A 25,744-nucleotide genomic window follows, 5' to 3' on the forward strand; every position below is an offset into this window, starting at 1 on the left:
CGCCGGGATCGTCTAATCTGCTGGAGATAACAATAATTACAGGTGATTGCAGTGAGGCAGACCACCGAAGCTTTCCGCACCCGCTACCGCGCTGCTATTCATCCGCTCTACAACCCATGGCTGCACGGCGCTTTTGTGCTGCTCTTCGGGTTACTGGCCATCGGCGGATTCTGGAGCACCGTGCATCAGGTTCATCCACTGGAATGGCTGGCAGTGCCGTTGACGTTGTTGTTTTTCAACTTCGGCGTGTACTTGGTCCATCGGCACTTGGGGCATCACAAAAAGAACTTCGCGCGGATGTTCTATGCCCGCCATGCCGGCGACCATCACAGCTTTTTCGCCCCCGGCCACATGACCTACGACACTGCCCGGGACTGGCGGGTGATTCTGTTTCCAGCCTGGCTGATCGTGTTGCACACGGTCGTCATCACCCTGCCCGTCTGGTGGCTGCTTGAGCAGTTCGATGCCAACGTCGCCGGGTTGTTCGGCGGCTGTCTGGTCCTCGGCTACCTGACCTATGAAGTGTTCCATGCCTGCGAGCACCTGCCACCCGAGAATCCCGTCACACGGTTGCCGTGGATCCGCCAGATGCGCCGCCTGCATGAACTGCATCACCGTCGTGAGCTGATGCAGGAACGCAATTTCAATATCGTTTTTCCGCTGATGGACTACCTGTTCGGCACCCTCTATTGGGAACCGGAGCCGATCGACCTGCACCCGACGAGAATGCCCATGACCTGCATGCAGCATCAGATCGACATTGCTGGAGACCCGATTGACGTGCTCGCCTACGCCAGCACCGTGACCCGTTGGCCGGAGTGGCATCCTTCGTCCCTCAAGGTCGATGGCCAGAGCGGTCCGGCGCAAGCCGGGGGGCGGTTTGAGGAAGACATCAAGGCGGGAGGGCGTGAGGGCCACTTGCACTGGGAAGTTAACGAATACCTGCCAGGACGCCGCTGGAGTGCCTGGGCCCATGACGATCACGGGTTGTCTTTAGTGGTGACTTACGAGTGCGCGGCCTTGGGCGACGGCACACGCTTCGTCCGCACCCTGGAGTATCGGTTCAGCGGCCTGGTGATGCGCATTGCCAATCGACTGCTGCTCAAGCGGCGCATCGATCGTGAGTCGGCAGCGTCAATGCTGGCATTGCGCGAGATGGCGCAAAAACAATTGGCCCCGGCAGGAGTCAGCGCATGAGTCGAACCGTCAAGTTTCGTCATGTGGCGTTGCTGGTGATCGTTGCCATCGGCGCCTTCCTGCTGCTGATGCCGACCAAGGTTCAACCGGTGGCCTGGACACCGCCACCGGCGCCTTCCCTCACCAGCGGCATCTACGCCGACAATCAGCGCCTCAAAGGCGTGGAGCGCGTCGGCGCCGCTGATATCGACGGACCGGAAGCGTTGCTGCTGGAGGAAGACGTCCTCATCACGGGTTTGCATGACGGCCGATTGATCCGTACCAGCCTCGACGGCAAGGTCACCAAGGTTCTGGCCGATACGGGCGGTAGACCCTTGGGCCTGGCCCGCCATCCCAATGGTCTGCTGGTGATTGCCGACGGGGTCAAGGGCTTGCTGTCACTGGATGCCCAGGGCCGGTTGATTCCATTGACCACGGCGGCCAACGGCGTGCCCTTCGGCTTCACCGACGATGTGGCGATCGACAAATCCGGGCACTACGCCTATTTCAGTGATGCCTCCAGCCGCTTTGGCTACGGCAGTGACGGCGAAGCGATCATCGAGCACGGCGGCGATGGCCGCTTGCTGCGTTATGACTTCCAGACCGGCAAAACCGCGGTCCTGCTGGATAAGCTGGAATTCGCCAACGGCGTGACCCTGGGCCCGGACGATGCCTTTGTGTTGGTCAACGAAACGGGCGCCTATCGCATCAGTCGTTACTGGCTGAGCGGGCCCAAAGCCGGTACCCATGATCTATTCATCGATAATCTGCCAGGCTTGCCGGACAACCTCGCGTTCAATGGTCGCGACCGCTTCTGGGTGGCACTTTATGCACCGCGTAACGCACTGCTCGATGCCACCGCGCCCCATCCCTTCGTGCGCAAGATGATCGTGCGAGCCATGACTGTCCTGCCTAAACCGGTGGAGAAACGCGCCTTTGCGCTGGGGCTGGATCTGGACGGTAAAGTCATCGCCAACTTGCAGGACGGTAGCCGCGACAACTACTCGCCGATCACTACCGTTCGCGAGTATGGCGATTGGTTGTACTTCGGGTCGTTGAAGGCCAAAAACATGGCGCGATTGCCGTTGAGCACCGCGCTGCAGTAAAGATCAAAAGATCGTGGTTTAGCGCGGATCCACCTCGCCATCGCGCACCGCATTATCCGTTTCCTCAAGCACCCTTTCCGGGTCCATGGCGGTGGAGTCATCCTCGTCCAGCGGGCGCGCGCCTTCATTGTCGGGCAGTTCGTCGATGCCCGGCTCGTCTTCGGGATGGAGGGTGGTGCGTCCTGGACTCAGGGGTTCGGGATGTGTCGGGATGGGGTCGTAGCCACCCTGCTCTTCGCTGGGGAATTTTGGATTCATGAGGCACCTCGCATGGAGCCGTAAATTCGGACTCTATTCATTCGAGGTGCCGGTATTTATCGCCGTTCCAATTTTTCAGTCACCGATCGTCGGTGACCAGACAAGGCGCGTCAGGACGGCGTCTGGAGCCGATCAACGATCTTTTGCTTAACCTGCACGCGCTTCTCCTTGAGTTTCTTCAATGCGTCATCGCTGGGCGCATCCGATTTGGCGGTTTCGGCCTTTACGACCTCGGCGTCCGCCTGCGAATACTTGTTGATCAGTGAATCCAGTAATGGATCCTTGGTGCGTTTTTGCTGGATATCTTCCTTTGAAAGTTTGAGATCCTGATAAAGGTCGTGTGGCACCGGCATGGAACACCTCCGTTTGTTGATCGGAGGCAAACGCGATCAATAGCGTTCACCAACTATCAGAATGGCCTTGGTTAGCCGGTTCTGTCGACCGCCTATCAGACCAGCGGTGCCCGTTCGTCGCCATGGCGCAAACGCAATAAAACCTTTGTCCACTCGTCGGCATCCACACGTTAACGATCAATCGATCGCCCATGAAAACCTGTGTGGAGAATAACCAATGGACGGATTTACCCTGCGCCACCTCACGTTGGCCGTTGCCTTGAGCACCAGCATGGGCGCGGCGTTCGCTGCCACTTCCAATGACTTCGTCGACAGCGCGGCCGCGGGCGGTATCGCGGAAGTCGAAACGAGCCGACTGGCCCTGGAAAAAAGCTCATCGGCGGACATCAAGGCATTCGCCAACATGATGATCACCGACCACTCCAAGGCCAACGATGAACTGGCGGCGCTGGCGAAAAAGCATGACATCAAGGTGCCGGACAGCACGACGCTGGTCAAACAGGCGAAAGAGAAAATCCTCGACTTACGCGATGAATCCTTCGATGCGGCTTACGCCAACAATCAGGTGAAGGCCCATGAAGACACCATTGAGCTGTTCAAGAAAGAAGCCGACACCGTGACGGACGACAGAACCAAAGGCGCCACGGAGCTCAAAGGTTTCGCGCAAAAAATGCTGCCGGCGTTGGAGAAGCATCTGGATATGGCGAAAAAACTCCAGGCTGCTCACCCCAGTAAATAACGCCCACAAAAAGGCCGCATCGATTGATGCGGCCTTTTCACGAATTGACTAGCCGCCATCGGTGTCGATGTCGGCATCGGTGTCATCTCCGGGTTTTGGCCGATCGGGATTCGGCTTGAAACCGGGGCTGAACTCATTGTCGTTATCGGTGTTGAGTTGCTTCTGGTCGACCGCTTTGTCTGCGCTTTCCGGTTCAGCGGTTTTCGCCTCTTCCTCAAGATCACTGTCATCTTGCATAAGTACCTCGTTCATCACATGTGCGCGGCTGAAACAGTCGAGCCTTGAAGATTCGAAACCGCCCGGCTAGCAACGTTCCATCGAATGGATCGCCGCCCCTTTGACTATGCTCAAGTGAACGGACACTTGTTGATCATGTACAGCTGTTGGTCATTGCTCTGGAGCCTGTCGATGAAGCGTGACATCCGTTTGCTGATCGTCGACGACAACATCGCCACGCGCTCCGCCCTGAGCCGGCGCCTGGAACACCACGGCTATGAAGTGCTCGAAGCCGGCACCGGCACCGAGGGCCTGGAGCTGATCGACAGCGTGGCGATCGACGCGCTGATCCTCGACGTCAATCTGCCGGACATGAGCGGCTTCGACATCGTGCGCAAACTGCGCGCCGAACCCGCCACCGCCCTGCTGCCGGTGATTCACGTCTCGGCGGCCTCGATCCAGACCGGCGACATCATTACCGGCCTGGATGCGGGTGCCGATGCCTACCTGATCCACCCGGTGGATCCGGATGTACTGCTCGCGACCTTGCGCACCTTGCTGCGGGTGCGTGATACCGAAAATGCCCTGCGCGAAAGCGAGGCGCGGTTTCGGGAGATCTTTGTCAATGTGTCAGCGCCCATCGCGGTGCTGGATGCCGAGTTGAAGGTGCATGAATGCAACCATGCCTTCGCGCAGCTGATTCAGGACAACCTCAACCCGGATACCCTGCGCGAGTGCTTTGCCGAGGATCAGGACGTCGTCATCGAGGAACTGCGCCTGCGCCTGGCCTATGGCGAGCGCTGGAAAGGCACGCTGAGCATGCGGGTCCACGGCGAGACTCGCGAAACCGAGTGGCAGATTTCGCCGTACCGCACACCGGAACTGAGCCTGGTGTTTGTCGAGGATGTCACTGAACACCGGCACCGCGAACGCTCGCACCTGGCCCGGCTGGACGACGCCACCACCCAGTTGGCCAAAGAAGTCGCCGAGCGAGCGCGAACCGAAGCTCAACTGCTGCAAGTGCAGAAAATGGATGCACTGGGCAAGCTGACCGGGGGCATCGCCCACGACTTCAATAACTTGCTGACCGGCATCATCACCAGCCTGGAACTGATTCAGAAACGGATCGCCGCCTCACGCACCGACAAGGTTCAGTTTTACGCCGAAGCCGCCTTGAACTCCGCCATGAGTGCCGCGTCCCTGACCCATCGCCTGCTCGCCTTCGCGCGCCAACAGCCACTCGATACCCGGCCCGTGGACATGCTGCCGGCCAGCTCTGACCCCACGGCCGGCGAAGCCGAGCCAGCCACCGGCGATCATCAGGGTGCCGGCGAACATGTGTTGATCGTCGAGGACACACCGTCGGTGCGCATGTTCGTGGCCGAAGTGTTGGTAGATGCCGGTTACCGTTGCACGCAGGTGGGCGACATCGAAGGTGCCCTCGAGCGCCTGCAAAACGATGAGTCCATAGACCTGCTGCTGACGGACGTCGGACTGCCGCGCATGAGCGGCCGCGAGCTGGCCGATGTGGCACGGAGCTGGCGCAAAAAGCTGCCGATCCTGTTCATGACCGGTTATGCCGAAACCGCAATCAACCGTCAGGTGTTCCTCGGCGATGGCATGGAGATGCTGATCAAGCCGTTCCAGATCAATGAACTGCTGGGCAAGGTGCGGCGCACTTTAGACGGCGCCTGATAGATTGCCATCGCGGGCAAGCCCGCTCCCACAGGAACTGAGTTGTTCACAAATCCTGTGGGAGCGGGCTTGCCCGCGATGAGGCCCGCAAGAACACCACGAACTCAAGCAGTGCCAAGGACTCTGGCCAAAAAGGGTGCCGTCCGGCTCTTTTTGCTCTTGGCGACTTTCTGCGGCGTCCCACTGACGACAATCTTCCCGCCCTGATCCCCCGCCCCTGGGCCGATGTCGATCACCCAGTCACTCTGCGCCACCACGCGCATTTCATGTTCGACGACGATCACCGTATGCCCCGCCGTCACCAGCGTATTCAACTGTTCGAGCAAGCGATCGACATCCCTTGGGTGCAATCCGGTGGTGGGCTCGTCGAGCACATACAACGTTGCCCCCCGCTGATTGCGTTGCAGCTCGGTGGCCAGTTTGATCCGCTGGGCTTCGCCGCCCGACAGCTCGGTCGCCGGCTGGCCGAGGCGCAGGTAACCCAGGCCGATATCGCGCAGCACCTCCAGTGAGCGGCGAATGCCCGGTTGCTCGGCAAACACCGTGACCGCCTCGTCCACCGTCAGCTGCAGCACCTGGGCGATATTCAAGCCTTGCCAGATGATCGCCAGCGTCTCGGGGTTGTAGCGCGCGCCGTGGCAGGTTGAGCACGGTGCATAGACGCTGGGCATGAACAGCAATTCGACGCTGACAAAGCCTTCACCTTCGCACGTCGGGCAACGGCCCTTGGCGACGTTGAATGAAAACTGGCCTGCGTCGTACCCCTCGGCCTGTGCCTCGGGGGTGGCGGCGTACAGTTTGCGCACGTTGTCGAACAGCCCGGTGTAAGTCGCCAGGTTCGAGCGCGGTGTGCGGCCAATGGGTTTCTGATCAACTTGCACCAGGCGCTTGATCGATTCCAGCCCCGCCGTGACTTGACCGCCGCTCATTTGCGGTGCGTCATCCTCCAGGCTCAACTCTTGCGTCTCGCTGTCACTTGCCGCGCGCCCGAGATGCGCGCCCACCAGTTCCAGCAGCGCCTGACTGACCAGGCTCGATTTACCGGAACCGGAGACGCCGGTCACCGCGGTAAAACAGCCCAGCGGAAACTCGACGCTGAGGTTCTTCAGGTTATTGCGAGTGATGCCTTCCAGCCGCAGCCAATCGGTCGCCTTGCGGCTGGCTTGGGGCTGAGTGACCTGCTCGGCGAACAGATAAGCGCGCGTCTGCGAATTCGTCACCTGCGCCAACCCTGGCGGTGGTCCGCTGTACAGGACTTGGCCGCCATGCTCGCCGGCCGCTGGGCCAACGTCGATCAGCCAGTCGGCGCGACGCATGGTTTCCAGGTCATGTTCGACCACGAACAAGGTGTTGCCGGCAGCCTTCAGGCGTTGCAGCGCTTCGAACAATGCTTCGCCATCCGCCGGGTGCAATCCGGCCGACGGTTCATCCAGCACGTAGATCACGCCGAACAGCTGCGAGCCCAATTGCGTCGCCAGGCGCAGACGCTGCAACTCGCCGGACGACAGCGTCGGCGTGCTGCGATCCAGCGCCAGATAACCGAGCCCCAGATCGGTCAACGTGCTGACCCGTTCCAACAAATCCTGAGCGATCCGCTGCGCGGCCAGGCGTTTCTCCACTGACAGGTTCGGTGTGTGGCGTACATCCGGCGCGTTGGCGTGAGCACTGGCGCCGTGGGCCACTCGTTGCTCGCGGGCTTCGCGGGTCTGGTCGTGCGTCAATACTTCGCCCGCCGCCTCGGCCTGTTCGAGGTAGCTGTGAGCGGCCACTGGTTTCAAGACTTCGGCCACTTGCAACAACGGCATCTGCGACAGTTCGCCGATGTCGTAACCGGCAAAGGTCACCGACAACGCCTCGCGCTTGAGCCGTTTGCCGTCGCACAACGGGCACGGGCTGCCGAGCATGAATTGCGAGACGCGCTTCTTCATCAGCGCGCTTTGGGAATGGCTGAAGGTGTGCAGGATGTAGCGCCTGGCGCCGGTGAACGTGCCCTGGTAACTCGGTTCCATTTTGCGTTTGAGCGCGACTCTGGTTTCTTCGGGGGTGAGCCCGGCATACACCGGCACCGTGGGTGTTTCTTCGGTGAAGAGAATCCAGTCGCGCAGTTTTTTCGGCAGATCGCGCCAGGGTTTGTCGACGTCGTAACCCATCGTCACCAGGATGTCGCGAAGGTTCTGTCCCTGCCAGGCGGTGGGCCAGGAGGCGACCGCGCGCTGGCGAATGGTCAGGCTCGGGTCCGGGACCATCAACGCTTCGGTGACTTCATACACCCGCCCCAATCCATGACACTCGGGACACGCGCCCTGGGGCGTGTTGGGCGAAAAGTCTTCCGCATAGAGCATTGGCTGTCCCGGCGGATAACTGCCGGCCCGGGAATACAGCATGCGGATCAGGCTCGACAACGTCGTCACACTGCCCACCGAAGAGCGCGTGCTCGGCGTACCTCGTTGTTGTTGCAAGGCCACCGCCGGCGGCAAGCCTTCGATGGAGTCGACGTCCGGCACCCCGACCTGATCGATCAGGCGCCGCGCATAAGGCGCCACGGATTCAAAATAGCGGCGTTGCGCTTCGGCGTAGAGGGTCGAGAACGCCAGCGACGACTTCCCCGAACCGGACACGCCAGTGAACACCACCAGGGCATCCCGGGGGATGTCGACATCGACGTTTTTGAGATTGTGTTCCCGGGCGCCGCGCACCCTGACCATGCTGGAGGGAGGATTGGAAGTCATGGACCAGCCTTGGTTAGATAGCGGAAAGAGTACTGACGCATGATCGTTCCCACGCTCCGCGTGGGAATGCCTCTTGGGACGCTCCGCGTTCCAGCTCGCGAAAGGGACGCGGAGCGTCCCGGGCTGCATTCCCACGCGGAGCGTGGGAACGATCAATCAGGTCAGCCATTGAGGACGGTGCGAACCATTTGGGTCAGCGCCTCGGGGCCATAGGGTTTGCTCAGCAAATAGGTATCCGGGCTGAGCTGGTGATTGCGCGAAATAATGTCACGGGTGTGGCCCGAGGTGAACAGCACGGCCACCGCCGGCGTCTGCACCTTGGCCCAGGCGGCCAGGTCCGAGCTTTTGATCAGGCCGGGCATGACCACGTCGGTGAAAATCAGGTCTACCACGGCACCATCCAGCAACATCTGCATCGCGACGTCACCGTTGGCCGCCGTCAGCACTTGATAACCTTCTTCGCTCAGTAACTCCACTGCGGAGCTGCGCACCGCCTCGTTGTCCTCGACCACCAGAATGGTTTCGTGTCCGCCTCGCTGGTGCGGGTCATGGCGTGTCGTTTCGTTGAGCATCGGGCGCAGGCTGCGAGGGAAATACAGCTGCACACGAGTGCCCTGCCCGACCACGCTGGAAATCTCGATGTGCCCGCCACTCTGCTTGACGAAACCGAACACCATGCTCAGGCCCAGACCCGTGCCTTGACCATCGGCCTTGGTGGTAAAAAACGGTTCGAACGCCTGTGCGAGTACCTGCGGCGACATGCCGACCCCCTTGTCAGCCACCGCTACACAGACATAGTTGCCGGCGACGATGCCCCTGCCTGCACAAAACTTGCTATCAAGGGCAATGTTCTCGGCGCTCAGGTCAATGGTTCCCTCGCCGTTCATGGCATCACGGGCATTGATCGCCAAATTGAGGATGGCGTTTTCCAGTTGATTGCGGTCCACGTAGATGTGCCAAAGGGCTTCGGCCGCGCTGACATTGATCTGGATGGTTTCCCCCAGCGCTCGCTGTAACAATTCCCCGAGCCCATCGAAGACCTGCCGCAGATCGCAGACCGCTGGCGACAAGGGCTGACGACGGGCGAACGCGAGCAATTGCGAAGACAGCTTGGCGCCACGTTCGACCGCGGCAATCGAAGCGCTGACCCGGCGCTGCACGTTGGCGTTGTCCGGCTCCTGCCGCGCCAACAAGTGCAGGTTGCCGGCGATCACCTGCAACAGGTTGTTGAAGTCATGGGCCACGCCACCGGTGAGGCCGCCGATGGCTTCGAGTTTCTGCGATTGACGCAGTTGTTCTTCAGCGGCCAGCCGCGCTTCGACTTCGTCGGCAACGCGTTGCTCCAGGTTGCGGGTGAACTTGAGCAAGGATTCTTCGGCGGTCTTGCGTTCGTGGATATCGATCAACACCCCGGGGAAACGGAACGGTTCGCCCTGCTCATTGAACTCGCAGCCACCACTCGCCTGCACCCACAGATAACTGCCATCCGGGCGCAGGACCCGATACTCGGCGTTAAAGGGTTCGCCGGTTTCCACTGATTGATTGATCTGCTCCTGCACCCAGCTGCGGTCATCGGGATGGATCCGTGCTTCGGCGATGTCCGTTGGCAGATCGGCCAGGTTTTGCTCCGGCGGGTAGGAAAAGGTGCGGGCGAAACGCTCGTCACCGGAGAGCGCATTGCCCTTGATGTCCCAGACGAACGAGCCGAGCAAAGCCCCGGCATTGAGCGCCAGGCGCACCCGTTCGTTGTCGGCGTGATAGGCGTCCTCGGCGGCCTGACGGCGGCGTTCGGAAATCACATGCTCGGTGGTCTCGACCACCATCGCCATGACCCCGGCCGGTTTCCCGTCATCATCCGCCACGGGGCTGTAATAGAGGTCCAGCCAGACGTCTTCGGGTATGCCGTCCCTCAAAAGCACAAGCTCTTTGTTGCGATAGGACAGCGTGCCGCCGGCCAGGCAGGTGTCGACCACATGCCGATTGAATTCGGCGACTTCCGGCCAGCCCAGTTCCACCGGGGAGCCCAGCAGGTAAGGATGGCGGCCACCGGCAAACTTCGAGTACGCATCGTTATAGATCATGTAACCCGGTCGTCCCCACAGCATCACCATCGGCAGTGGGGACGCAAGCATCAACAGCACCGCGCTGCACAGGCTTCTGGGCCAGGTGTCCATGTTCCCAAGCTCAGTGAGGCTCCAGTCGAACGCGCGGATGCGCCCGGCCATTTCACCGTTCCAGCCTGCACACCCATGGCTATCGTCTAGAAACTGCATCGACTGACTCTGTATCCCTGTAGATGACTGGCTTAAGGGATCGCAACGGCATGAGGACGGTGCGTGCCCGTTTGTTTCGAGCATCGCAGTCGCCAATGGTTTCATAGAGGTTAGCTGATTCTTGATTTGCAGATTTTTGTGGGTTTGCCCTGAGGGCTTTGTAGCAGCTGTCGAGCCTGCGAGGCTGCGTTCGGCTGCGAAGCAGTCGTAAACCCTGCATCCGAGATTGTCCTGACACACCGAGGTGTTTGATTTCACGACTGCTCCGCAGCCGAACGCAGCCTCGCGCAGTTCGGCAGCTGCTACACGGTTTCAGCGTGGCTACACCTCGATCAGGTGCTTGAGCGGGTGGTAGCCGGTTTTCAGTGTGGCGGCGACGTCGAGAATGCCGAGTTGGGGCTGCGGACTTACCGGCGCCAAGGCCGACATCACGGTGTTCAACCTTCGCGGTCTGCACCTGAGACCGCTGTTCGATCCACTGAAAAACCTGGTCTTGGCCGGGCGCGGTGACGACTGCATCGCCAGCTACATCAACGGCCGCTGCATCATGCAGGACGGTCAGGTTCAAGGCGTCGACTACCCCGCCCTGCAACGCCAGGCCCAACAACAATTCGAAAAACTGATGCGCAGCCACAGCGACCGGGCCTTTGGCCAACCGGACTGGAAAGGCCTGTTCAAACCGGCCATCCCGTTCGCTGACGACTACAGCGCGCACGCGCCGCTGAGCGCGATTGATCCCCTTCTTTAGAGAATTCTGCCCATGCAAAGCTTCGACTTCAGCCAATTGAGCCCGCGAGACAAATACAAGATTCTGATTGGCAGCGTGGTGCCACGGCCGATTGCCCTGGTCACCACCATCGACGGCGAAGGCCGGATCAACGCCGCGCCCTTCAGCTTCTTCAACGCCCTCTCGGCCGACCCGCCGATCCTCGCGTTGGGCGTGGAAAACTACGGCGACCAAAGCCCCAAGGACACCACGCGCAATATCCAGCTCAACCAGGAATTCACCGTCAACATCGTCAGCGATGCTCTGGTGGAAGCCATGAACGTCTGCGCCGTGCCGTTCGCCCCTGGTTTCGACGAGCTGACGGCCGCCGGCCTCACGGCCATTCCCGGCACCACGGTCAAATGCCCAAGGATCGGCGAAGCCCCGGTGGCGTTGGAATGTCGACGGATGATGGCGCTGTCCATCGGACAGTCCCGGGAGATCATCTTTGGCGAAGTACTGATGGCGCATGTGCGGGATGAATTGATCGACCCGAAAACCCTGTATATCGATCAGCTCGGGCTCGATGCAATTGGCCGGATGGGTGGGCATGGGTATGCGCGCACGCGGGATTATTTCGATTTGCCGACACGGTCGTTGCAGGCGTGGACGGAGGCGCCGGGGGGTGGGCAGCGGTTTTGGCCTGACACCAAATAGAACAGCCTCACACTCACCGTGGCAGGCGGCTTGCCCCAGGGAATTGTGGCATTCGCATCACCGCCCCTCAGTCTCAGCTAAGTTTAGCGACGTATCTTCTCCCTCTACGCAAGTTCAGCGCAGATCAGGAGAGGCTACCAGCACATGAATCTCGAAAAAGCCGGATGGCTCAACAAAGTGCCCGAGGTGACGCTGTCATTCTGGGTTATCAAGATTCTATCGACAACTGTGGGTGAAACCGGCGCGGACTTTCTGGCCGTGGATGCTGGTTTTGGCGCTGGTTGGACGAGCATCGGTATGGCCGTCTTGCTGGCGCTAGCGTTGTTTTTTCAACTGCGTACCAAAGCCTATTCACCCTGGATCTACTGGTTAACCGTGGTGTTGGTCAGCATTGTCGGGACACAGATCACCGACATCATGACCGACATGCTCGACATCAGCTTGTACACCAGCACGGCGGTCTTCGCTGTTCTGCTGGCGATCAACTTCCTGGTCTGGTACGGGGTGGAGCACAACCTGTCGATCCGCGAAATCGTTACCCCGCGACGGGAGCTTTTCTACTGGGCGACCGTGCTTTGTACCTTTGCCCTCGGGACTGCAGCGGGCGACCTGGCCACTGAAGCGCTGGGCCTGGGCTTCACCCTTGGCGTGGTGATTTTCGGTGCGCTTATCGCCACAACGCTGGTGGCTTGGCGCTTAGGCGGCAATGTGGTGCTGACCTTTTGGCTGGCCTACATCCTGACCCGTCCGTTTGGTGCCTCTCTCGGCGATTTGCTGACCCAGGCTAAAACCTATGGTGGCCTCGGCATGGGAGCCGCGTGGACGAGCGCCATTTTCCTGTGCGTCATTATGCTTTTGGTCGCGGTTGCTCAATTCAACGTAGTCAACCGTAAAACCGTCACTCAGTAACCCTTCAAAAGCCAATCAAGGATTGTCATGCGCCCACTTCAAAATGTCCTTCGCCACATTGCCTTCGTTTCGTCGATCTTTTTGCTCAGCGTCGCCGCTGGCTGCTCGAAACCTGCCGACAAACCCGGTGCAGGCACACCGGCCACTTCGGTAAGCGCATCTGCACAGACCGGTTCAAAACTGGGTGATTTGTCCCAGTTCCGTGCCATCGCAGCGGATGTCGCCGCGCTCGTCGATAAAGGCGACCTGCCCGGCGCGAAAACCCGCATCAAGGATCTGGAAACGTCTTGGGACTCTGCCGAAGCCGGCATCAAACCCCGTGCCGCCAGTGACTGGCATGTGCTGGACAAAGCCATTGACCGGGCACTCGATGCCCTGCGTGCCAGCACACCAAAGCAGGGCGATTGCAAGGCAACAATGGATGATCTGCTGAAAGCTTTCGATTCGATGAAAGGCAAACAGTGACCAACCGTCGCACATGCACTCATCCGCTGGCGGACAAACGCCGGCTCAGGTGCTTCAATACAGGCGCGACGGTCATGACCGTCGCGCTTTTTTTCGGAGCCGTACATGCGAATCTTGCTGGTCGAAGATGACTCGATGATTGGTGACGCCATCCAGGGCGCGCTGAACGATGCAAGCTACGCCACCGATTGGGTCAAAAACGGACTCATCGCCCTTGCGGCACTGGAAACCCATGTCTATGACCTGGTGTTGCTGGATCTCGGATTGCCCGGCAAAGACGGGCTCGATGTGCTCGATGGCATACGCGGCCGCAACAACCCGGTACCGCTGCTGGTCATCACCGCGAGAGATGGTCTCGATGACCGCCTGCGCGGCCTCGACGGCGGTGCTGACGATTTCTTGCTTAAACCCTTCGCCATGGCGGAGCTGCTAGCTCGTATCCGCGCGGTGTTGCGCCGTAAAGGCGGCAGCGCCCAGTCACGGCTGGACAACGGCGTGGTGTCGCTGGATCTTCTCTCCAAACAAGCCAGCACCGCCGAAACCCCCGATGTTCAGCTTTCCAGTCGTGAGTTCGCGCTGCTACAGGCCCTGTTGATCCGGCCGGGTGCCATTCTCTCCCGCAGCGAACTCGAAGAGCGAATTTACGGCTGGGGCAATGAGGTGGAAAGCAACGCGGTGGAGTTTCTGATTCATGCGCTGCGGCGAAAACTGGGAAACCACATCATCAAGAATGTCAGGGGTATGGGATGGATGGTTTCAAAGAGCGCTTGAATGACTCGGTGCAGGTACGTTTGTCTGTAACGCTGTCGCTGGCCATCCTAATCGTGGCGGTACTGGCAGGTTTTTTCGCTTTTTTCTCTGCGATCAACGAGACGCACGAAATGCAGGACGAGACCCTGCGTCAAGTGGCCATCCTTTTTGATCGGCAAAAGATGACCTTGCACTACCCTGTGGTGGAGCAGGTAGCCGGCGACGACGAAGAGTCCAGGGTTATCGTCCAATACCTGGCCGATAGCACTAAAGCGAATGGCAGTGATGACGCAACAACGCCGCTGCCCTTCCCGACCGGACTGGCCGATGGCTTCTCGACTTTGAGCGTCGCAGGCGAAAATTTTCGCGTGCTGGTGAGAACAACAGCCAGCGGCGAACGCATCGTTGTCGCCCAAGAAGCAGACGTGCGTGAAAAAGAGGCAAGAAAGAGTGCCTGGCGCAGCCTGTTGCCGTTTCTCATTCTGTTTCCGGTGCTGTTGCTGGTGGTAAGTGATCTGGTGCGCAAACTGTTTCGTCCCATAGCAACCCTTTCGGACGAAATCGATCAGCGCGACGAGCAGGCGCTGCACCCTATCGACGATAACCACCTGCCAACCGAGATCCGACCTTTCGTCGTGGCAATCAATCGATTGTTGACGCGCGTCGCGCAATCCATGGAAGCCCAGCGTCGCTTCATTGCCGACGCAGCCCACGAACTGCGTTCCCCGATGACAGCCCTGTCACTACAAGCCGAGCGACTGTCGGCCATAGAAATGTCGGCAGCGGCCCATGAGCGTTTGTTGCCATTGACCGGGGGAATTGAACGCAGCAGAAAATTAATCGATCAACTGCTGGCCCTGGCAGCAGCACAATCGAGCTCGGATCGTTCACAGACATCCGTTTCAGTCCATGAAATCTATCGATGGGTACTTGAGGACTTACTGCCGCTGGCAGAGCACCGACACATCGATATCGGAGTCGAAAGCTTCGAAGACGTGCAGGTCGTTGGTAACGAGATGGATCTCTTGATCCTGGTCAGGAATCTGGTGGACAACGCGATCCGTTATACCCCCGTTGGCGGACGAGTTGACCTGGCGGTCGAGTTGACGGGCGAAACGGTGATCCTTGAAGTCAAGGACTCAGGTCCGGGTATCAGCGCAGAAGAACAATTGCTGGTGTTCGATCCGTTTTACCGCAGTCTGGGGACCAATGAAGCAGGCTCCGGGCTGGGATTAGCTATCGTCAAAGCGATCGCTGATCGTATGGGGGCACACCTGCGATTGAGTTTTTCGGATCAGATTAACAAGAGCGGATTGTGTGTTTCGGTCCGGTTAAAAAGAGCCAGGTGATTCGCTGAAGGTGTGTTGGCCGGCCTCTTGCCGAGCGCAGACCGGCCAACGCAAGCAAGCTCCGTTGCCACGGGAGCTTGCTTGAACTGACGGGTTTCAGTCAGTGCCGTATTTCGGCGAACGCGGCCCGTATAACAACCCCGCCGGTTGCCCGGCTGACAACAGCCTTGCACTGGTCACCCCGGCAATCGGGTGACCGGCATCGGTGGAATTGTTGATCACTTGCTTCACTGCAGCCGTAATCAGCATGCCAATCAAACCACCGCCACCGTTGTTACCGCCCTCCTCGCTCGAAGCCCGGGCCGAGCCGGTCCACAGGGTGGTGCCGCTCTTGAGGTCCACCAGTTTCGCGCTGGCCGTAACCACGGTTTCGCTGCTGATGATCATGTAGCGAGTGCCGTAGTCCGTCACAGTGATGTACAGCGCAGCATCGGCACCGAAGATTTCTTGCAGTTTGTTGGCCGGTGCCTGATGGATATCCGCTGGTGTGGTCAAGCCATTCTGGCGGAACGTCTCATCGACCAGGGCAATCGGCAGCACGTAGTAACCGGCTTCAGCCAACGGGTACGTGACCTGCGACAACAGGCTGTAGGACGCCTTGACGTCCGGCGAGTTGTTCAGCGGCGGCAGCACCAGAATGGTTTTCGGACGACTTTGCTTGTATGCCGAATAGTCCACGGTCTTGGGACTGACGCAACCGCCGAGTACCGCCAGCGCCAGTAGCCCGGCCATCAGTTTCAATGAGCGCGCGATCATTGGGTGTCTCCGGTCTTGGCGTTTTTAAGCAGAAAGTCCATGTACGGCGTCGACTCGGGGAACAACGTCTTCTCGGTTCTGAATTGCTGCACCATCTGATCGTCCTTGCCCATGCTCAGGTACAACAGCCCCAAATGAGCGTGGTAGCCAGGCGGCGGCGTCTTGCCGGTGGACCTGATTTTCTGCAAGTCGCGCTCCAGGGCTTCGGCCTGAGCTTCCTTGGGCTCTTCACCCTTGAAGTACTCGTAGACTTCCGGCTGGTAGCTTTCCCACTGGTAAAGGGTTTTCGGGCCGCTGTTGCAGCCGGCCAACAGGCCACTGACCAGCACGGTCGACGCCATCAGCGCCCATTTCGCATAACTCTTGAACATGCTTGTACCGCTCCTTGTCATCGACCTTGATCAGTTGCCCGGTTTCCATGCACCGGCATTCATGCCGTCCACCAGACGATTGATCGCCTCGCGCATGGCCAGGTCGAGCACTTTGCCATTGAGGGTCGAATCGTAGGCAGCGGTGCCGCCAAAGCCGATGACTTCACGGTTGGACAAGGCGTATTCGCCCGCGCCCTGAGTCGAATAAACGACTTCCGAGGTGCTGATGTTGACGATGTTCAAATTGACCTTGGCGTAGGCCACCTGGGTCTTGGCGCGACCGAGAATGCCGAACAACTGGTGATCGCCAGTCTCTTTGCGGCCGAATTCGGTGACATCACCGGTGACCACAAAGTCAGCCCCCTTGAGGCGCTGAGACTGGCCCTTGATCGCGGCCTCCTGCTGGATCTCGTCCATGTTGTCGCGATCCAGCACGCTGAAGCGGTTGGTTTGCTGCAAGTGAGTAATCAGGATGGTCTTGGCCTGACCGCCAAGACGATCTACACCGTCGGAAAAGATCCCGCGCATGTAGCTCGAACGGTTGTCGAACTTGCCGACCGCCATGGGTACGCGAACGCCGGCATAAGCGAGGCTGGCGCTTTCGACCTTTTCTACCGGCAAGGCACGCGAGCTTTCGGTCGCACACCCAGCCATCGCGCCCAAGACGGCAACCGCTGCCGCCGATACCAACATCCGAGAGATCATTCTCACTGCGCATTCCTTTTGAAAAACGGTTTATCCCGACACGGCAATAGCCAGCCACTGCGGGTTGCAGCGGCGAAAAAGCGAGGGGGAATCAAATCGACAATCGACGTGTGGGACGTCGGCGGCCGGCATTATGCCAAAGTGCCACTATCGAAGACAGTATTAAATTATTTTGGCGTCAGGTCATTGACCCTTGCAGAGCGACTCCTTGTGGCGAGGGGCAAGCCCCCTCGCCACAGGTCAACGGAAATCCCGGCTGCGCACGCTGATGCCGTCGAGCAATGGGCTCAGGTCGCTCAACCGTCCGGCAATCAGGTGTCGGACCTCGCCTTCCTTTTCCCAGCGCCCGTCGACCTTGAGCAATTGCGAGCCCACCAACACCTGGCGCTGCCGGTCGGCCAGGTCGCGCCAGACAATGACGTTGACGTTGCCGAACTCATCTTCAAGGGTGACAAAGGTCACACCACTGGCGGTGCCCGGGCGTTGTCGGCCGGTCACCAGCCCGGCGACGCTGACCGGTCGTCCATGCTCGACCTCCAGTAGTTCCTTCGAACTGCGGCAGCGCCGGGCTTTCAATTCACCCCGCAACAACGCCAGCGGATGCGGACCGAGCGTGGTGCCGACACTGTTGTAATCGGCCAGCAGATCCTCGCCGACGGTGGGTTTGGGCAACGATACCGCGCCCTCCTCCTGACTCGGCAGACCGGCAAACAAGCCGAGCTGTTTCTGCACCCCCGCCACTTCCCAGCGTGCCCGATGACGGTCACCGGCCAGACCACGCAGCGCACCGGCATCGGCCAGTTGTTCCTGGGCGCGGGCGTCGAGTCGCGCCCGTTCGCCGAGGTCGGCAACGTCGATAAACGCCCCCTTCGACCGTGCGGTTTCGATGCGCCGGGCATCGTCCTCGCGAAAGCCTTTGATCATCCGCAATCCCATGCGAATCGCCGGTTGGGCATCGGTGATCGGTTCGAGGCTGCAATCCCAGTCACTGGCGCGCACGTCCACCGGGCGAATCTGCAAATGATGCCGACGCGCGTCCTGCAGAATCTGGTCCGGGCTGTAGAAACCCATGGGCCAGCTGTTGATCAGCGCACAGGCGAAGGCCGCCGGCTCGTGGCATTTCAACCAGCAACTGGCGTAGGTCAGCAAGGCGAAACTGGCGGCGTGGGACTCGGGAAAACCATAACTGCCGAAGCCTTTGATCTGCTCGAAAATCTGCGCGGCAAACTCGGCCGTGTAGCCGTTTTTCTTCATCCCGGCGGCCAGACGATCCTTGTGCGGCTCCAGCCCGCCGTGGCGTTTCCAGGCAGCCATGGAGCGGCGCAACTGATCGGCCTCGCCGGGGCTGTAATCGGCGGCGACGATCGCAATCTGCATCACCTGTTCCTGGAACAGCGGCACGCCCAGGGTGCGCTTGAGCACGGTTTCCAGTGCCGGGGACGGATAGATCTCCGGTTCTTCCTTGTTTCGGCGTCGCAGGTACGGATGCACCATCCCGCCCTGAATCGGCCCCGGACGGACGATCGCCACCTCGATCACCAAGTCATAGAAGGTCCGGGGTTTGAGCCTCGGCAACATCGACATCTGCGCCCGGGACTCGATCTGAAACACGCCGATGGTGTCCGCACGACCAATCATGTCGTAGGTCTGCGAGTCTTCGGACGGGATCGTCGCCAGGCTCAGGTCCCGATGGCGATGACGGCGCAACAGATCGAAACAGCGGCGGATCGCACTGAGCATGCCCAACGCCAGGATATCCACTTTGAGCAACCCGACGGCATCGAGGTCGTCCTTGTCCCACTGGATGATGGTGCGCTCGGCCATGGCGGCGTTTTCCACCGGGACCAGGCTGTCCAGAGGCTGCTCGGAAATCACGAAACCGCCGGGGTGCTGGGACAGGTGTCGGGGAAAACCGATCAACTGCCCCGTCAGGCTGAGCACCCGGCGCAGCACCGGGCTCTCGGGATCGAACCCGCCTTCAAGCAGGCGCTCCACGGGCGGTGTTTCATCACTCCAGTGGCCACAGCAATCGGCCAGGGCGTTGATCTGATCCGGCGGCAAACCCAGGGCCTTGGCCACATCACGCACCGCGCCGGCCGCGTGATACGTGCTGACCACCGCCGTCAACGCCGCGCGGGTCCGGCCATAACGCTGGAACACGTACTGCAGGACTTCTTCGCGACGCTCATGCTCGAAATCGACGTCGATGTCCGGCGGTTCGTTGCGCTCTTTGGAGAGAAAGCGCTCGAACAACAGCGTGGTGCGATCCGGATCGATTTCCGTGATGCCCAAGGCAAAGCACACTGCGGAGTTGGCCGCCGAACCACGGCCCTGACACAGGATTTTTTGCTCACGGGCGAATCGCACAATGTCGTGAACCGTCAGGAAATAGCTTTCGTAGCCCAGCTCGGCGATCAGCTCCAGTTCCTTGTCGATCTGCGTCAGCACCTGGGCCTGCGGGCCTTTTGGCCAGCGCCACGCGATGCCCTCCTCGGTCAAATGACGCAGCCAGGACGTGGCTGTCTGGCCTTCAGGGACCAACTCCCGGGGATATTGATAACGCAACTGACCGAGGTCGAAGGAGCAGCGCCGGGCGATGTTCAACGTTTCGTCGAGCAGTGTTTGCGGGTAGATCGATTGCAGCGCATCAAGACTGCGCAGATGCCGCTCGCCATTGGGATGAAGACGCAACCCGGCCTCCGCCACCGGCACGTGATGACGGATCGCGGTCATGGTGTCCTGCAAGGCGCGTCGCCCACGAGCGTGCATGTGCACATCACCGCTGGCCACTGCCGGGATTCGCAGTTCCCTCGCCAGAGCCAGCAATGCGCCCAGACGCCGGGTATCGTCCTGGCCGCGATGCAGCTGGACGGCCAGCCACAGGCAATCGACGAAGGTCTGTTTCAGCCAGTGGCCCTGTTCGAAGTCATCGACCGCGTCCGGTACCCACAACGCCAACAACCCCGGCAAGGGCTCGCTGAAGTCTTCCCGCAGCACTTGATACTGGCCTTTCTGCGTGCGGCGCCGCGCTCGGGTAATCAGTCGGCACAGGGTCTGGTAACCCTCAAGGTTTTCTACCAGCAACACCAGTTTCGGACCGTTCTCGATGCGCACTTCGCTGCCGATAATCAGCGGCAGCTCCACGGATTTGGCCGCTTGCCAGGCGCGGACGATACCGGCCAGGGTGCATTCATCGGTGATCGCCAAGGCCTGATAGCCCTGCTTTTTCGCCCGCTGAAAGAGTTCGAGGGCACTGGAAGCACCGCGCTGGAAACTGAAGTTCGACAGGCAGTGCAGCTCGGCATAGTCGACACTCATGCGAACCAGCCTTGCAGCCACAACGGGCCGCCCTCACCGACCGCTCGATAGGCCCAGCCCTGCTGGCCGGAACGGGTTTCGATCAGGAAGTAATCACGGCGCACATCGGCGCCGTCCCACCAACCGGACTCGATGCGTTCCGGCCCCATCAGGATGCGCGCCGAACCTTCGTGCACCGCCAGCGGTTCCGTCAGCAGCCAACCCGGACGTTGCACCGCAGGCAGCCCCGCACAGCGCTGACTGTCGGCACTGGCCTGCCACGCGCATTCCGGTCGGTGATCGGCCTGGAACCGCAAACCCTGCACCGCGTCATCCCCCAACCGCGCGCGCAAGCGTTCGCGCAGTTGCTCCCACGGCAAGGACTGCTGCGGGCGAGCGTCGAACAGCTCCTGATACTGGGGAACGAAGGCCGGCAAGTCTTCGGCGCGCAGGCGAAAACCGCGCACCGGGGCCTCGACCTGGACGTGCTCCAACCGGCCCCGGGCCAGTTCAAAGAGCATCGCCGGATCACGTTCGGCGCTGAGCAGGCCGACCTTGATGACGGTGTCCGGCAACCCGGCGTGTTCCAGATGCAGGTCGAAACGCTGCACGCCGCTGTCCCGACCGCAAAGAAACGCCGACAGGTCGCCGGTCAGCCGGCGTAACGGAAACAGCAGCGCCTGATGGGACTGCACGTCGAAGTTGAGCTCGATGCGCACATCGAACCGGTCCGGCGGCAAGTAGAACGCCAGCGCCAGCGGCCGTAACCCGAGCAAGGCGTCCAGATGCTTGAGCACCTGGGCCTCGAAACGCCGGGCCAGGCTATGGCGAGGTAACGCCTGAACCTGACTCAAGGTGCGCAACCCCATGCGCGACAACGCGGTGGCAACGCTGGTTTCCAGCCCGATCCGGTCGATGGGCAACTGCCCTAGATGATGCTGCAAGGCTTGATCGTCGCGCACCACCAGACCGTCATAAGCGCTGGCCAGTACCCGTGCGGCCACCGGGTTGGGCGCGGCAACAATCCGATGGCGAAACCCCAGCTCGCCGAGCTCGGCCCGCAATCGCGCCTCGAATTGCGGCCAGGCGCCGAACAACCCCAGGCTGGACTCGATTTCAAACACCACCGCACGCGGGTAATGCACGCTGACTTGTGAACTGAATCGATAAGCCCAGGCGGCCAGAAACTGCTGCCAGTGCTCGATCTCGGCAGCGTCGTATTCAGCCGTGACAAACCCTTTGCTCAAGGCCTGGGCGGCGGTCATCGACTGGCCCGGACGCAAGCCCAACGCCCGGGCCGAAGCGTTGACCGCTTGCAACACCCGACGCTGGGCCGGGCCGGTCAGCAGCGCCAGCGGCTCATCGGGATCGGAGCGCTGACGCAGTACCGCGTCCAGCGCCAATTGCGGGAAGAGAATGCACACCCAGCGCATGGCAACCTCAATGTCCCACAGGGAAGGCAATCGGCGCCGAACGCGCCAACCCGCCCCGGCACTTGAGCACGCGCAATTGCGCAGGTTTGGCATCGATGGCGATGCGTAGCGCCGCGGGCGAAGGGTTGATTGCCTCATTGATCGAGCGGTAGGCAAACGCCAGGGTCGAGCCCGTTTCCGCCGCCACCTGCAAGCGCCGCAACGCCCGGTCATCGGCCTTATGCGGCCAACACAGCACTGCACCGCAACTGCCCGAACGCAGGCATTGTTCCGCTGCCCACAAGGCATCGCGCTCGCTGGCCTGGATGATCGACAACTGACGCAGATCGACCCCGGCGTTCTGCCACGCCTGGGGGTATGGCACGTAAGGCGGCGCCACCAGCACGATGCGCTCGCCCGCGGCGGACAACCGCGCCAGCGCCGGCCACACCAGTTGCAGCTCACCGACGCCCTGCCCGGCCAACAGGATTTCGGTCAGCGCCGCTTCCGGCCACCCCCCCGTAGGCAACGCCGCATCCAGCGCGGCATGCCCGGTGGGTTGCGGGCTGACAGCCGGTGGCGCAGGCCGGCCCTTCCAGACCTGGCCGCCATTGAACAGCGTATCCAGCGCAACGACGGCGCCCATCACCCTTGCCTCACCAGACCGCAGAACACCCCTTCGATGGCCAGGTCCTGATTGGCTTCGACGATGATCGGCTTATAGGCCGGATTGCGTGGCAGCAATCGGACAACCTCGCCGACCCGTTCGAAACGTTTGATGGTGACTTCCCCGTCGAGTCGCGCGACGACGATCTGGCCGTTGAACGCCTCGGGATTGCGGTGCACGCCCACCAGATCGCCGTCGAGAATACCGTCCTCGATCATCGAGTCACCCTGGACCCGCAGCATGTAATCCGGCACCCGCGAGAAGATCGACGGGTCGAGCAGCAAGCGGCTGTGAACCTCGGCATCGGCACCGATCGGCGCACCCGCCGCCACCCGGCCGAGTACCGGAATGTCCAGCAACTCGGGCCGCGCCGGTTGCCCGAGCAAACGAATGCCCCGGGCCTGATGCGCATTGACCTCGATAAAACCGGCCTCGGTCAGCGCCAGCACATGCTTGCGCGCCACGCTACGGGAGGCGAAACCGAACGCCTCGCTGATTTCAGCGAGGCTCGGGGACTGACCGTGTTCCGCAATTCGATCGCGGATAAAAGTCAGGATGGCGGTACGGCGGGGAGTTAAAGTCGTCATGGAGTACATATGTACTCTTTTGGCTTTTTTCTGGCAAGGACCACCAGTCAGCTCACTTCCCAGACCTTGTGGTTTCCCCTGTGGGAGCGAGCCTGCTCGCGAATACGGTGTGTCAGTCGACATCTGTGCTGAATGTCAGTCCGCATTCGCGAGCAGGCTCGCTCCCACAGGGATTTCAGTCGTTTTCGGGAACGAGTTGTGCCAGGTAGGGCCAGGGGTAGATGCCGCGTTCGTGGCCGTCACTGAAAATCAGTTGAAGGCCGTAGCCCTGGGCGTTCAGTTCGGTCACTCGAATGCGAGGATCGACTTTCACCGTCAGACCTTGCAGGCGAAACGCCCGGCATTGCGAGCACGGACATTGGCGGCGCAACTCAGCGTGATCCAGCAACTGCTCGCGGCCGTCCGGCCAGTTCAACCGCAGCTGCTGTTTGCTCTGGGAATTGCCAATCGCCACCGGGTTCATTGCAGCTGACTCAAAGCGATGCGCACGGCTTTGCGCACTTTGTTTACGGCGTGCTCAAGTCGGGCCAACCCTATGACCCGAAACTTGCGCTTGCCCGGTGAGGTTCAAGACGGTATCTACAGAACCACGTCAACGCTTGAGGATCTGGTCCATCACCCAATCGGTTTTCAATGCCTCTTCGGCCACCGCTGGATGCTGCGCTTCACCCCGAATGTGCGCGTTCATGCCCAGCACGTGATGCCACTGGATGTGCGGGTGGTTTTCGATGTGCAGGCTGAGGTTTTCGTCGGCTTCAAGCTGAACCGGATGCTCATCGAATACGGAAAAGCTGATCCGGCCTTTGCTACCGATCAGTTCGACCCGGTCCTCGCGACGATCCGCCACAAAGTTCCAGCAGCCCATGCCCAAAGCACCGCCAGCAAACCGCCAACTGGCGCTGACGGCATCCTCGGCGGCATACAAACCGGCCTGGTGCGCGGTAAATCCGGCGACTTCGACGATGTCACCCAGCAGGTACTGGAACAGGTCGAAGCCATGACTGGCCAGGTCAGCGAAATAACCACCGCCGGCAATGGCCGGATCAGTTCGCCAGTTATCGGCGCCCTCCTGATCCGCCGCCGACGGCGCTTTCGTGAGCGTCCAGGTCAAGTGCCGGACCTCGCCGATCCGCCCTTCCTCCAGCCATTGCCGCACTTGCTGGAAGCGCGGCAGCGAGCGTCGGTAGTAGGAAACAAACAGGTGCAGCCCGGCATCGGCAAAGACCTTTTGCATCTCACGGCTTTGCCCGGCATTCAACGACATGGGTTTTTCGACGCAGCAATGTTTGCCGGCGGCGGCCACCTTCAAGGCGTAAGCGTGATGACTGTCAGGCGGCGTGGCGATGTATACCGCGTCGACCTCGGGATCATTGATCAACGCTTCCACGTCGGTGTAGACCCGAGCGATGCCGTGGCGCGCGGCATAATCCGTCACCGCTTCCAGACGCCGGCCCATCACCGCCACCAGCGCCGAGCCGGGTGCCTTGTAGAAGGCCGGTCCGCTCTTGCGTTCAGCGACGCTGCCACACCCGATCATGCCCCAGCGCACCACGTTCATACTCACTCCTTGATGTTTAGCCGATGCGCAGTGCGCGCAGGTCCAGATGACCGTCCTTGAGCGGCGGGCACCAGTAGTAGCCGCCTGTGATCGGCCGGCTGATGCGGTACAAACCGTCGGTGATGCCGTCTTCCAGACCGCTCATGCGGCGCAGTTGGGCTTCGAAGGCGTCGAGGGAGAAACCAAAGGCCAGGAACATCAGACCGGCGCGATCGCCTTCGATCCACGGCATGGAACGGCGGACCACGAAGGCCTCGGGGGCAAAGCTTTCCTGGGCGGTGCGTTTGACGTGGGCGGAAATCGGCGCGTCGTCGAGTTCTTCGTTGTCGCTCAAGCGGCGGCCCATGATGTTGTCCTTCGCATGGGAAGGCATCGCGTGAAAGCCTTTCAGGTCGTGCTGCCACTGCTGGATCGCGGCGAAGCTGCCGCCGACCATTCCGTCAGCGCCGTCACCCACCAGCGCAGCGGCCACGGCGGCTTCGTCGTGAGGGTTTTCGGTGCCGTCTTCGTAACCGGTCAGGTCATGGCCGGTGAGGTGGCGGAAGGTTTCGTTCATCTGCACCAGGCGCAGGGCCGGGGCCAGAGCGGCTTCGATGGCGTTGCTGCGGTTGAGCAATTCGCCACGGTCGACACCGTGCAACCAGCACCAGAGCGCGTGCTGGGTCGACGGGTTGTCGACGCCGACACCGGTCAACGCTGGAAAGGCGCGCAGGCCTTCGATTTGCCCCTTGAGGGCCTTGACCAGGGATTCACCGAAACCGACCACTGCCGACTTCCCGTCCACCAGTCCCTTAAGATTCTCCAGCGCGGCCGGCAAGGCAGCGGCGGATTCGAGTGCGAAGAACATATGACGAGCTTGAGGCGGAACTGGGGTGGCGAGAATGCCCGGCTGGTAGTAACTCATATGAACTCCTTTAGAAAGAGCGCGAAGTTTAACCGCAGCATCGGCC

The 25,744-nt window shown here is 60.8% G+C and carries 24 protein-coding genes and 2 pseudogenes; 10 read left to right on the top strand and 16 right to left on the bottom strand.

The window, feature by feature from the left end; genetic code table 11:
- The first annotated feature begins 51 nt into the window (after window positions 1–51).
- Together JFU47_RS05800 and JFU47_RS05805 are read left to right on the top strand one after the other, a co-directional pair.
- On the top strand, window positions 52–1,197 hold the full coding sequence (locus JFU47_RS05800; protein WP_201181748.1) for an SRPBCC family protein: 1,146 nt from the start codon (window positions 52–54) through the stop codon (window positions 1,195–1,197).
- Entirely contained in the window at window positions 1,194–2,282 is a 1,089-nt protein-coding gene (locus JFU47_RS05805; protein ID WP_201181750.1) for an SMP-30/gluconolactonase/LRE family protein, read from the top strand. The genes JFU47_RS05800 and JFU47_RS05805 overlap by 4 nt, the downstream gene beginning before the upstream one ends.
- A gap of 18 nt (window positions 2,283–2,300) precedes the next feature.
- Here JFU47_RS05805 and JFU47_RS05810 read toward each other — a convergent pair whose 3' ends face one another.
- Together JFU47_RS05810 and JFU47_RS05815 are read right to left on the bottom strand one after the other, a co-directional pair.
- The gene (locus tag JFU47_RS05810) at window positions 2,301–2,540 is read right to left on the bottom strand and encodes a hypothetical protein (protein WP_201181752.1); all 240 of its coding nucleotides are present in this window, start codon (window positions 2,538–2,540) and stop codon (window positions 2,301–2,303) included.
- A gap of 110 nt (window positions 2,541–2,650) precedes the next feature.
- A complete protein-coding gene (locus tag JFU47_RS05815; protein ID WP_076030754.1) occupies window positions 2,651–2,893 on the bottom strand; it encodes a DUF465 domain-containing protein in 243 nt (80 codons plus the stop codon).
- A 217-nt stretch (window positions 2,894–3,110) separates the two neighbouring features.
- Here JFU47_RS05815 and JFU47_RS05820 point away from each other — a divergent pair, with 217 nt between their 5' ends.
- Entirely contained in the window at window positions 3,111–3,632 is a 522-nt protein-coding gene (locus JFU47_RS05820) for a DUF4142 domain-containing protein (protein ID WP_201181754.1), read from the top strand.
- A 48-nt stretch (window positions 3,633–3,680) separates the two neighbouring features.
- Here JFU47_RS05820 and JFU47_RS05825 read toward each other — a convergent pair whose 3' ends face one another.
- Window positions 3,681–3,869: a hypothetical protein gene (locus JFU47_RS05825; protein ID WP_201181756.1), complete on the bottom strand. Its 189-nt coding sequence runs from the start codon at window positions 3,867–3,869 to the stop codon at window positions 3,681–3,683.
- A gap of 171 nt (window positions 3,870–4,040) precedes the next feature.
- Between JFU47_RS05825 and JFU47_RS05830 the strand changes: the two genes are divergently transcribed.
- The gene (locus JFU47_RS05830) at window positions 4,041–5,543 is read left to right on the top strand and encodes a response regulator (protein WP_201181758.1); all 1,503 of its coding nucleotides are present in this window, start codon (window positions 4,041–4,043) and stop codon (window positions 5,541–5,543) included.
- A gap of 104 nt (window positions 5,544–5,647) precedes the next feature.
- Here the strand turns inward: JFU47_RS05830 and uvrA are convergent, their stop codons facing one another.
- From uvrA to JFU47_RS33505, 3 genes and pseudogenes are all read right to left on the bottom strand, one after another.
- Window positions 5,648–8,272, bottom strand: a complete 2,625-nt coding sequence (gene uvrA, locus JFU47_RS05835; RefSeq protein WP_201181760.1) for an excinuclease ABC subunit UvrA — start codon at window positions 8,270–8,272, stop codon at window positions 5,648–5,650.
- Window positions 8,273–8,433: 161 nt separating this feature from the next.
- A complete protein-coding gene (locus JFU47_RS05840) occupies window positions 8,434–10,545 on the bottom strand; it encodes a hybrid sensor histidine kinase/response regulator (protein WP_201181762.1) in 2,112 nt (703 codons plus the stop codon).
- Between the two features lie 321 nt (window positions 10,546–10,866).
- Window positions 10,867–10,941: pseudogene (locus tag JFU47_RS33505) on the bottom strand (GntR family transcriptional regulator); the annotation flags it as partial.
- Between the two features lie 16 nt (window positions 10,942–10,957).
- Between JFU47_RS33505 and JFU47_RS05845 the strand changes: the two are divergent.
- The 6 genes and pseudogenes from JFU47_RS05845 to JFU47_RS05870 form a co-directional block, all read left to right on the top strand.
- A pseudogene (locus JFU47_RS05845) lies at window positions 10,958–11,293 on the top strand (N-ethylammeline chlorohydrolase); the annotation flags it as partial.
- 12 nt (window positions 11,294–11,305) lie between these two features.
- A complete protein-coding gene (locus JFU47_RS05850) occupies window positions 11,306–11,968 on the top strand; it encodes a flavin reductase family protein (protein WP_140684037.1) in 663 nt (220 codons plus the stop codon).
- A 144-nt stretch (window positions 11,969–12,112) separates the two neighbouring features.
- Complete coding sequence (locus JFU47_RS05855; RefSeq protein ID WP_140684035.1) at window positions 12,113–12,877, top strand: COG4705 family protein; 765 nt, start codon at window positions 12,113–12,115, stop codon at window positions 12,875–12,877.
- 27 nt (window positions 12,878–12,904) lie between these two features.
- Entirely contained in the window at window positions 12,905–13,342 is a 438-nt protein-coding gene (locus JFU47_RS05860) for a hypothetical protein (protein ID WP_140684033.1), read from the top strand.
- A 105-nt stretch (window positions 13,343–13,447) separates the two neighbouring features.
- Window positions 13,448–14,113 carry a response regulator gene (locus JFU47_RS05865; protein ID WP_123368120.1) on the top strand — a complete coding sequence of 222 codons (666 nt, stop codon included), beginning with the start codon at window positions 13,448–13,450 and terminating at the stop codon, window positions 14,111–14,113.
- Entirely contained in the window at window positions 14,089–15,441 is a 1,353-nt protein-coding gene (locus JFU47_RS05870; protein WP_201181764.1) for an ATP-binding protein, read from the top strand. The genes JFU47_RS05865 and JFU47_RS05870 overlap by 25 nt, the downstream gene beginning before the upstream one ends.
- Window positions 15,442–15,537: 96 nt before the next feature.
- On the opposite strand, the gene JFU47_RS05875 is transcribed toward JFU47_RS05870, so the two are convergent.
- The 10 genes from JFU47_RS05875 to JFU47_RS05920 all read right to left on the bottom strand — a co-directional run bounded on the left by JFU47_RS05875 (window position 15,538) and on the right by JFU47_RS05920 (window position 25,698).
- Window positions 15,538–16,197, bottom strand: coding sequence for a DUF799 domain-containing protein (locus tag JFU47_RS05875; RefSeq protein WP_140684029.1), 660 nt, complete (start codon window positions 16,195–16,197; stop codon window positions 15,538–15,540).
- Window positions 16,194–16,538: a DUF4810 domain-containing protein gene (locus JFU47_RS05880; protein ID WP_371925536.1), complete on the bottom strand. Its 345-nt coding sequence runs from the start codon at window positions 16,536–16,538 to the stop codon at window positions 16,194–16,196. The genes JFU47_RS05875 and JFU47_RS05880 overlap by 4 nt, the downstream gene beginning before the upstream one ends.
- A 60-nt stretch (window positions 16,539–16,598) precedes the next feature.
- Window positions 16,599–17,273: a CsgG/HfaB family protein gene (locus JFU47_RS05885; RefSeq protein WP_161990863.1), complete on the bottom strand. Its 675-nt coding sequence runs from the start codon at window positions 17,271–17,273 to the stop codon at window positions 16,599–16,601.
- 240 nt (window positions 17,274–17,513) lie between these two features.
- On the bottom strand, window positions 17,514–20,612 hold the full coding sequence (locus JFU47_RS05890; RefSeq protein WP_201181766.1) for an error-prone DNA polymerase: 3,099 nt from the start codon (window positions 20,610–20,612) through the stop codon (window positions 17,514–17,516).
- The gene (locus tag JFU47_RS05895; RefSeq protein ID WP_201181768.1) at window positions 20,588–22,003 is read right to left on the bottom strand and encodes a Y-family DNA polymerase; all 1,416 of its coding nucleotides are present in this window, start codon (window positions 22,001–22,003) and stop codon (window positions 20,588–20,590) included. The genes JFU47_RS05890 and JFU47_RS05895 overlap by 25 nt, the downstream gene beginning before the upstream one ends.
- A gap of 7 nt (window positions 22,004–22,010) precedes the next feature.
- Window positions 22,011–22,628, bottom strand: coding sequence for a translesion DNA synthesis-associated protein ImuA (gene imuA / locus JFU47_RS05900; protein ID WP_008155007.1), 618 nt, complete (start codon window positions 22,626–22,628; stop codon window positions 22,011–22,013).
- Window positions 22,628–23,245, bottom strand: coding sequence for a transcriptional repressor LexA (lexA, locus tag JFU47_RS05905; protein ID WP_140684019.1), 618 nt, complete (start codon window positions 23,243–23,245; stop codon window positions 22,628–22,630). The genes imuA and lexA overlap by 1 nt, the downstream gene beginning before the upstream one ends.
- Before the next feature lie 166 nt (window positions 23,246–23,411).
- Window positions 23,412–23,699 carry a DUF971 domain-containing protein gene (locus JFU47_RS05910; RefSeq protein WP_201181770.1) on the bottom strand — a complete coding sequence of 96 codons (288 nt, stop codon included), beginning with the start codon at window positions 23,697–23,699 and terminating at the stop codon, window positions 23,412–23,414.
- Window positions 23,700–23,828: 129 nt separating this feature from the next.
- Window positions 23,829–24,794 carry a Gfo/Idh/MocA family protein gene (locus JFU47_RS05915; protein ID WP_201181772.1) on the bottom strand — a complete coding sequence of 322 codons (966 nt, stop codon included), beginning with the start codon at window positions 24,792–24,794 and terminating at the stop codon, window positions 23,829–23,831.
- Between the two features lie 16 nt (window positions 24,795–24,810).
- Window positions 24,811–25,698, bottom strand: a complete 888-nt coding sequence (locus JFU47_RS05920) for a Dyp-type peroxidase (protein WP_201181774.1) — start codon at window positions 25,696–25,698, stop codon at window positions 24,811–24,813.
- Between the last annotated feature and the right edge of the window lie 46 nt (window positions 25,699–25,744).

It is taken from the genome of Pseudomonas sp. TH39(2020) (genome assembly GCF_016650715.1).
GTDB classification, from domain to species: Bacteria; Pseudomonadota; Gammaproteobacteria; order Pseudomonadales; family Pseudomonadaceae; genus Aquipseudomonas; species Aquipseudomonas mandelii_C.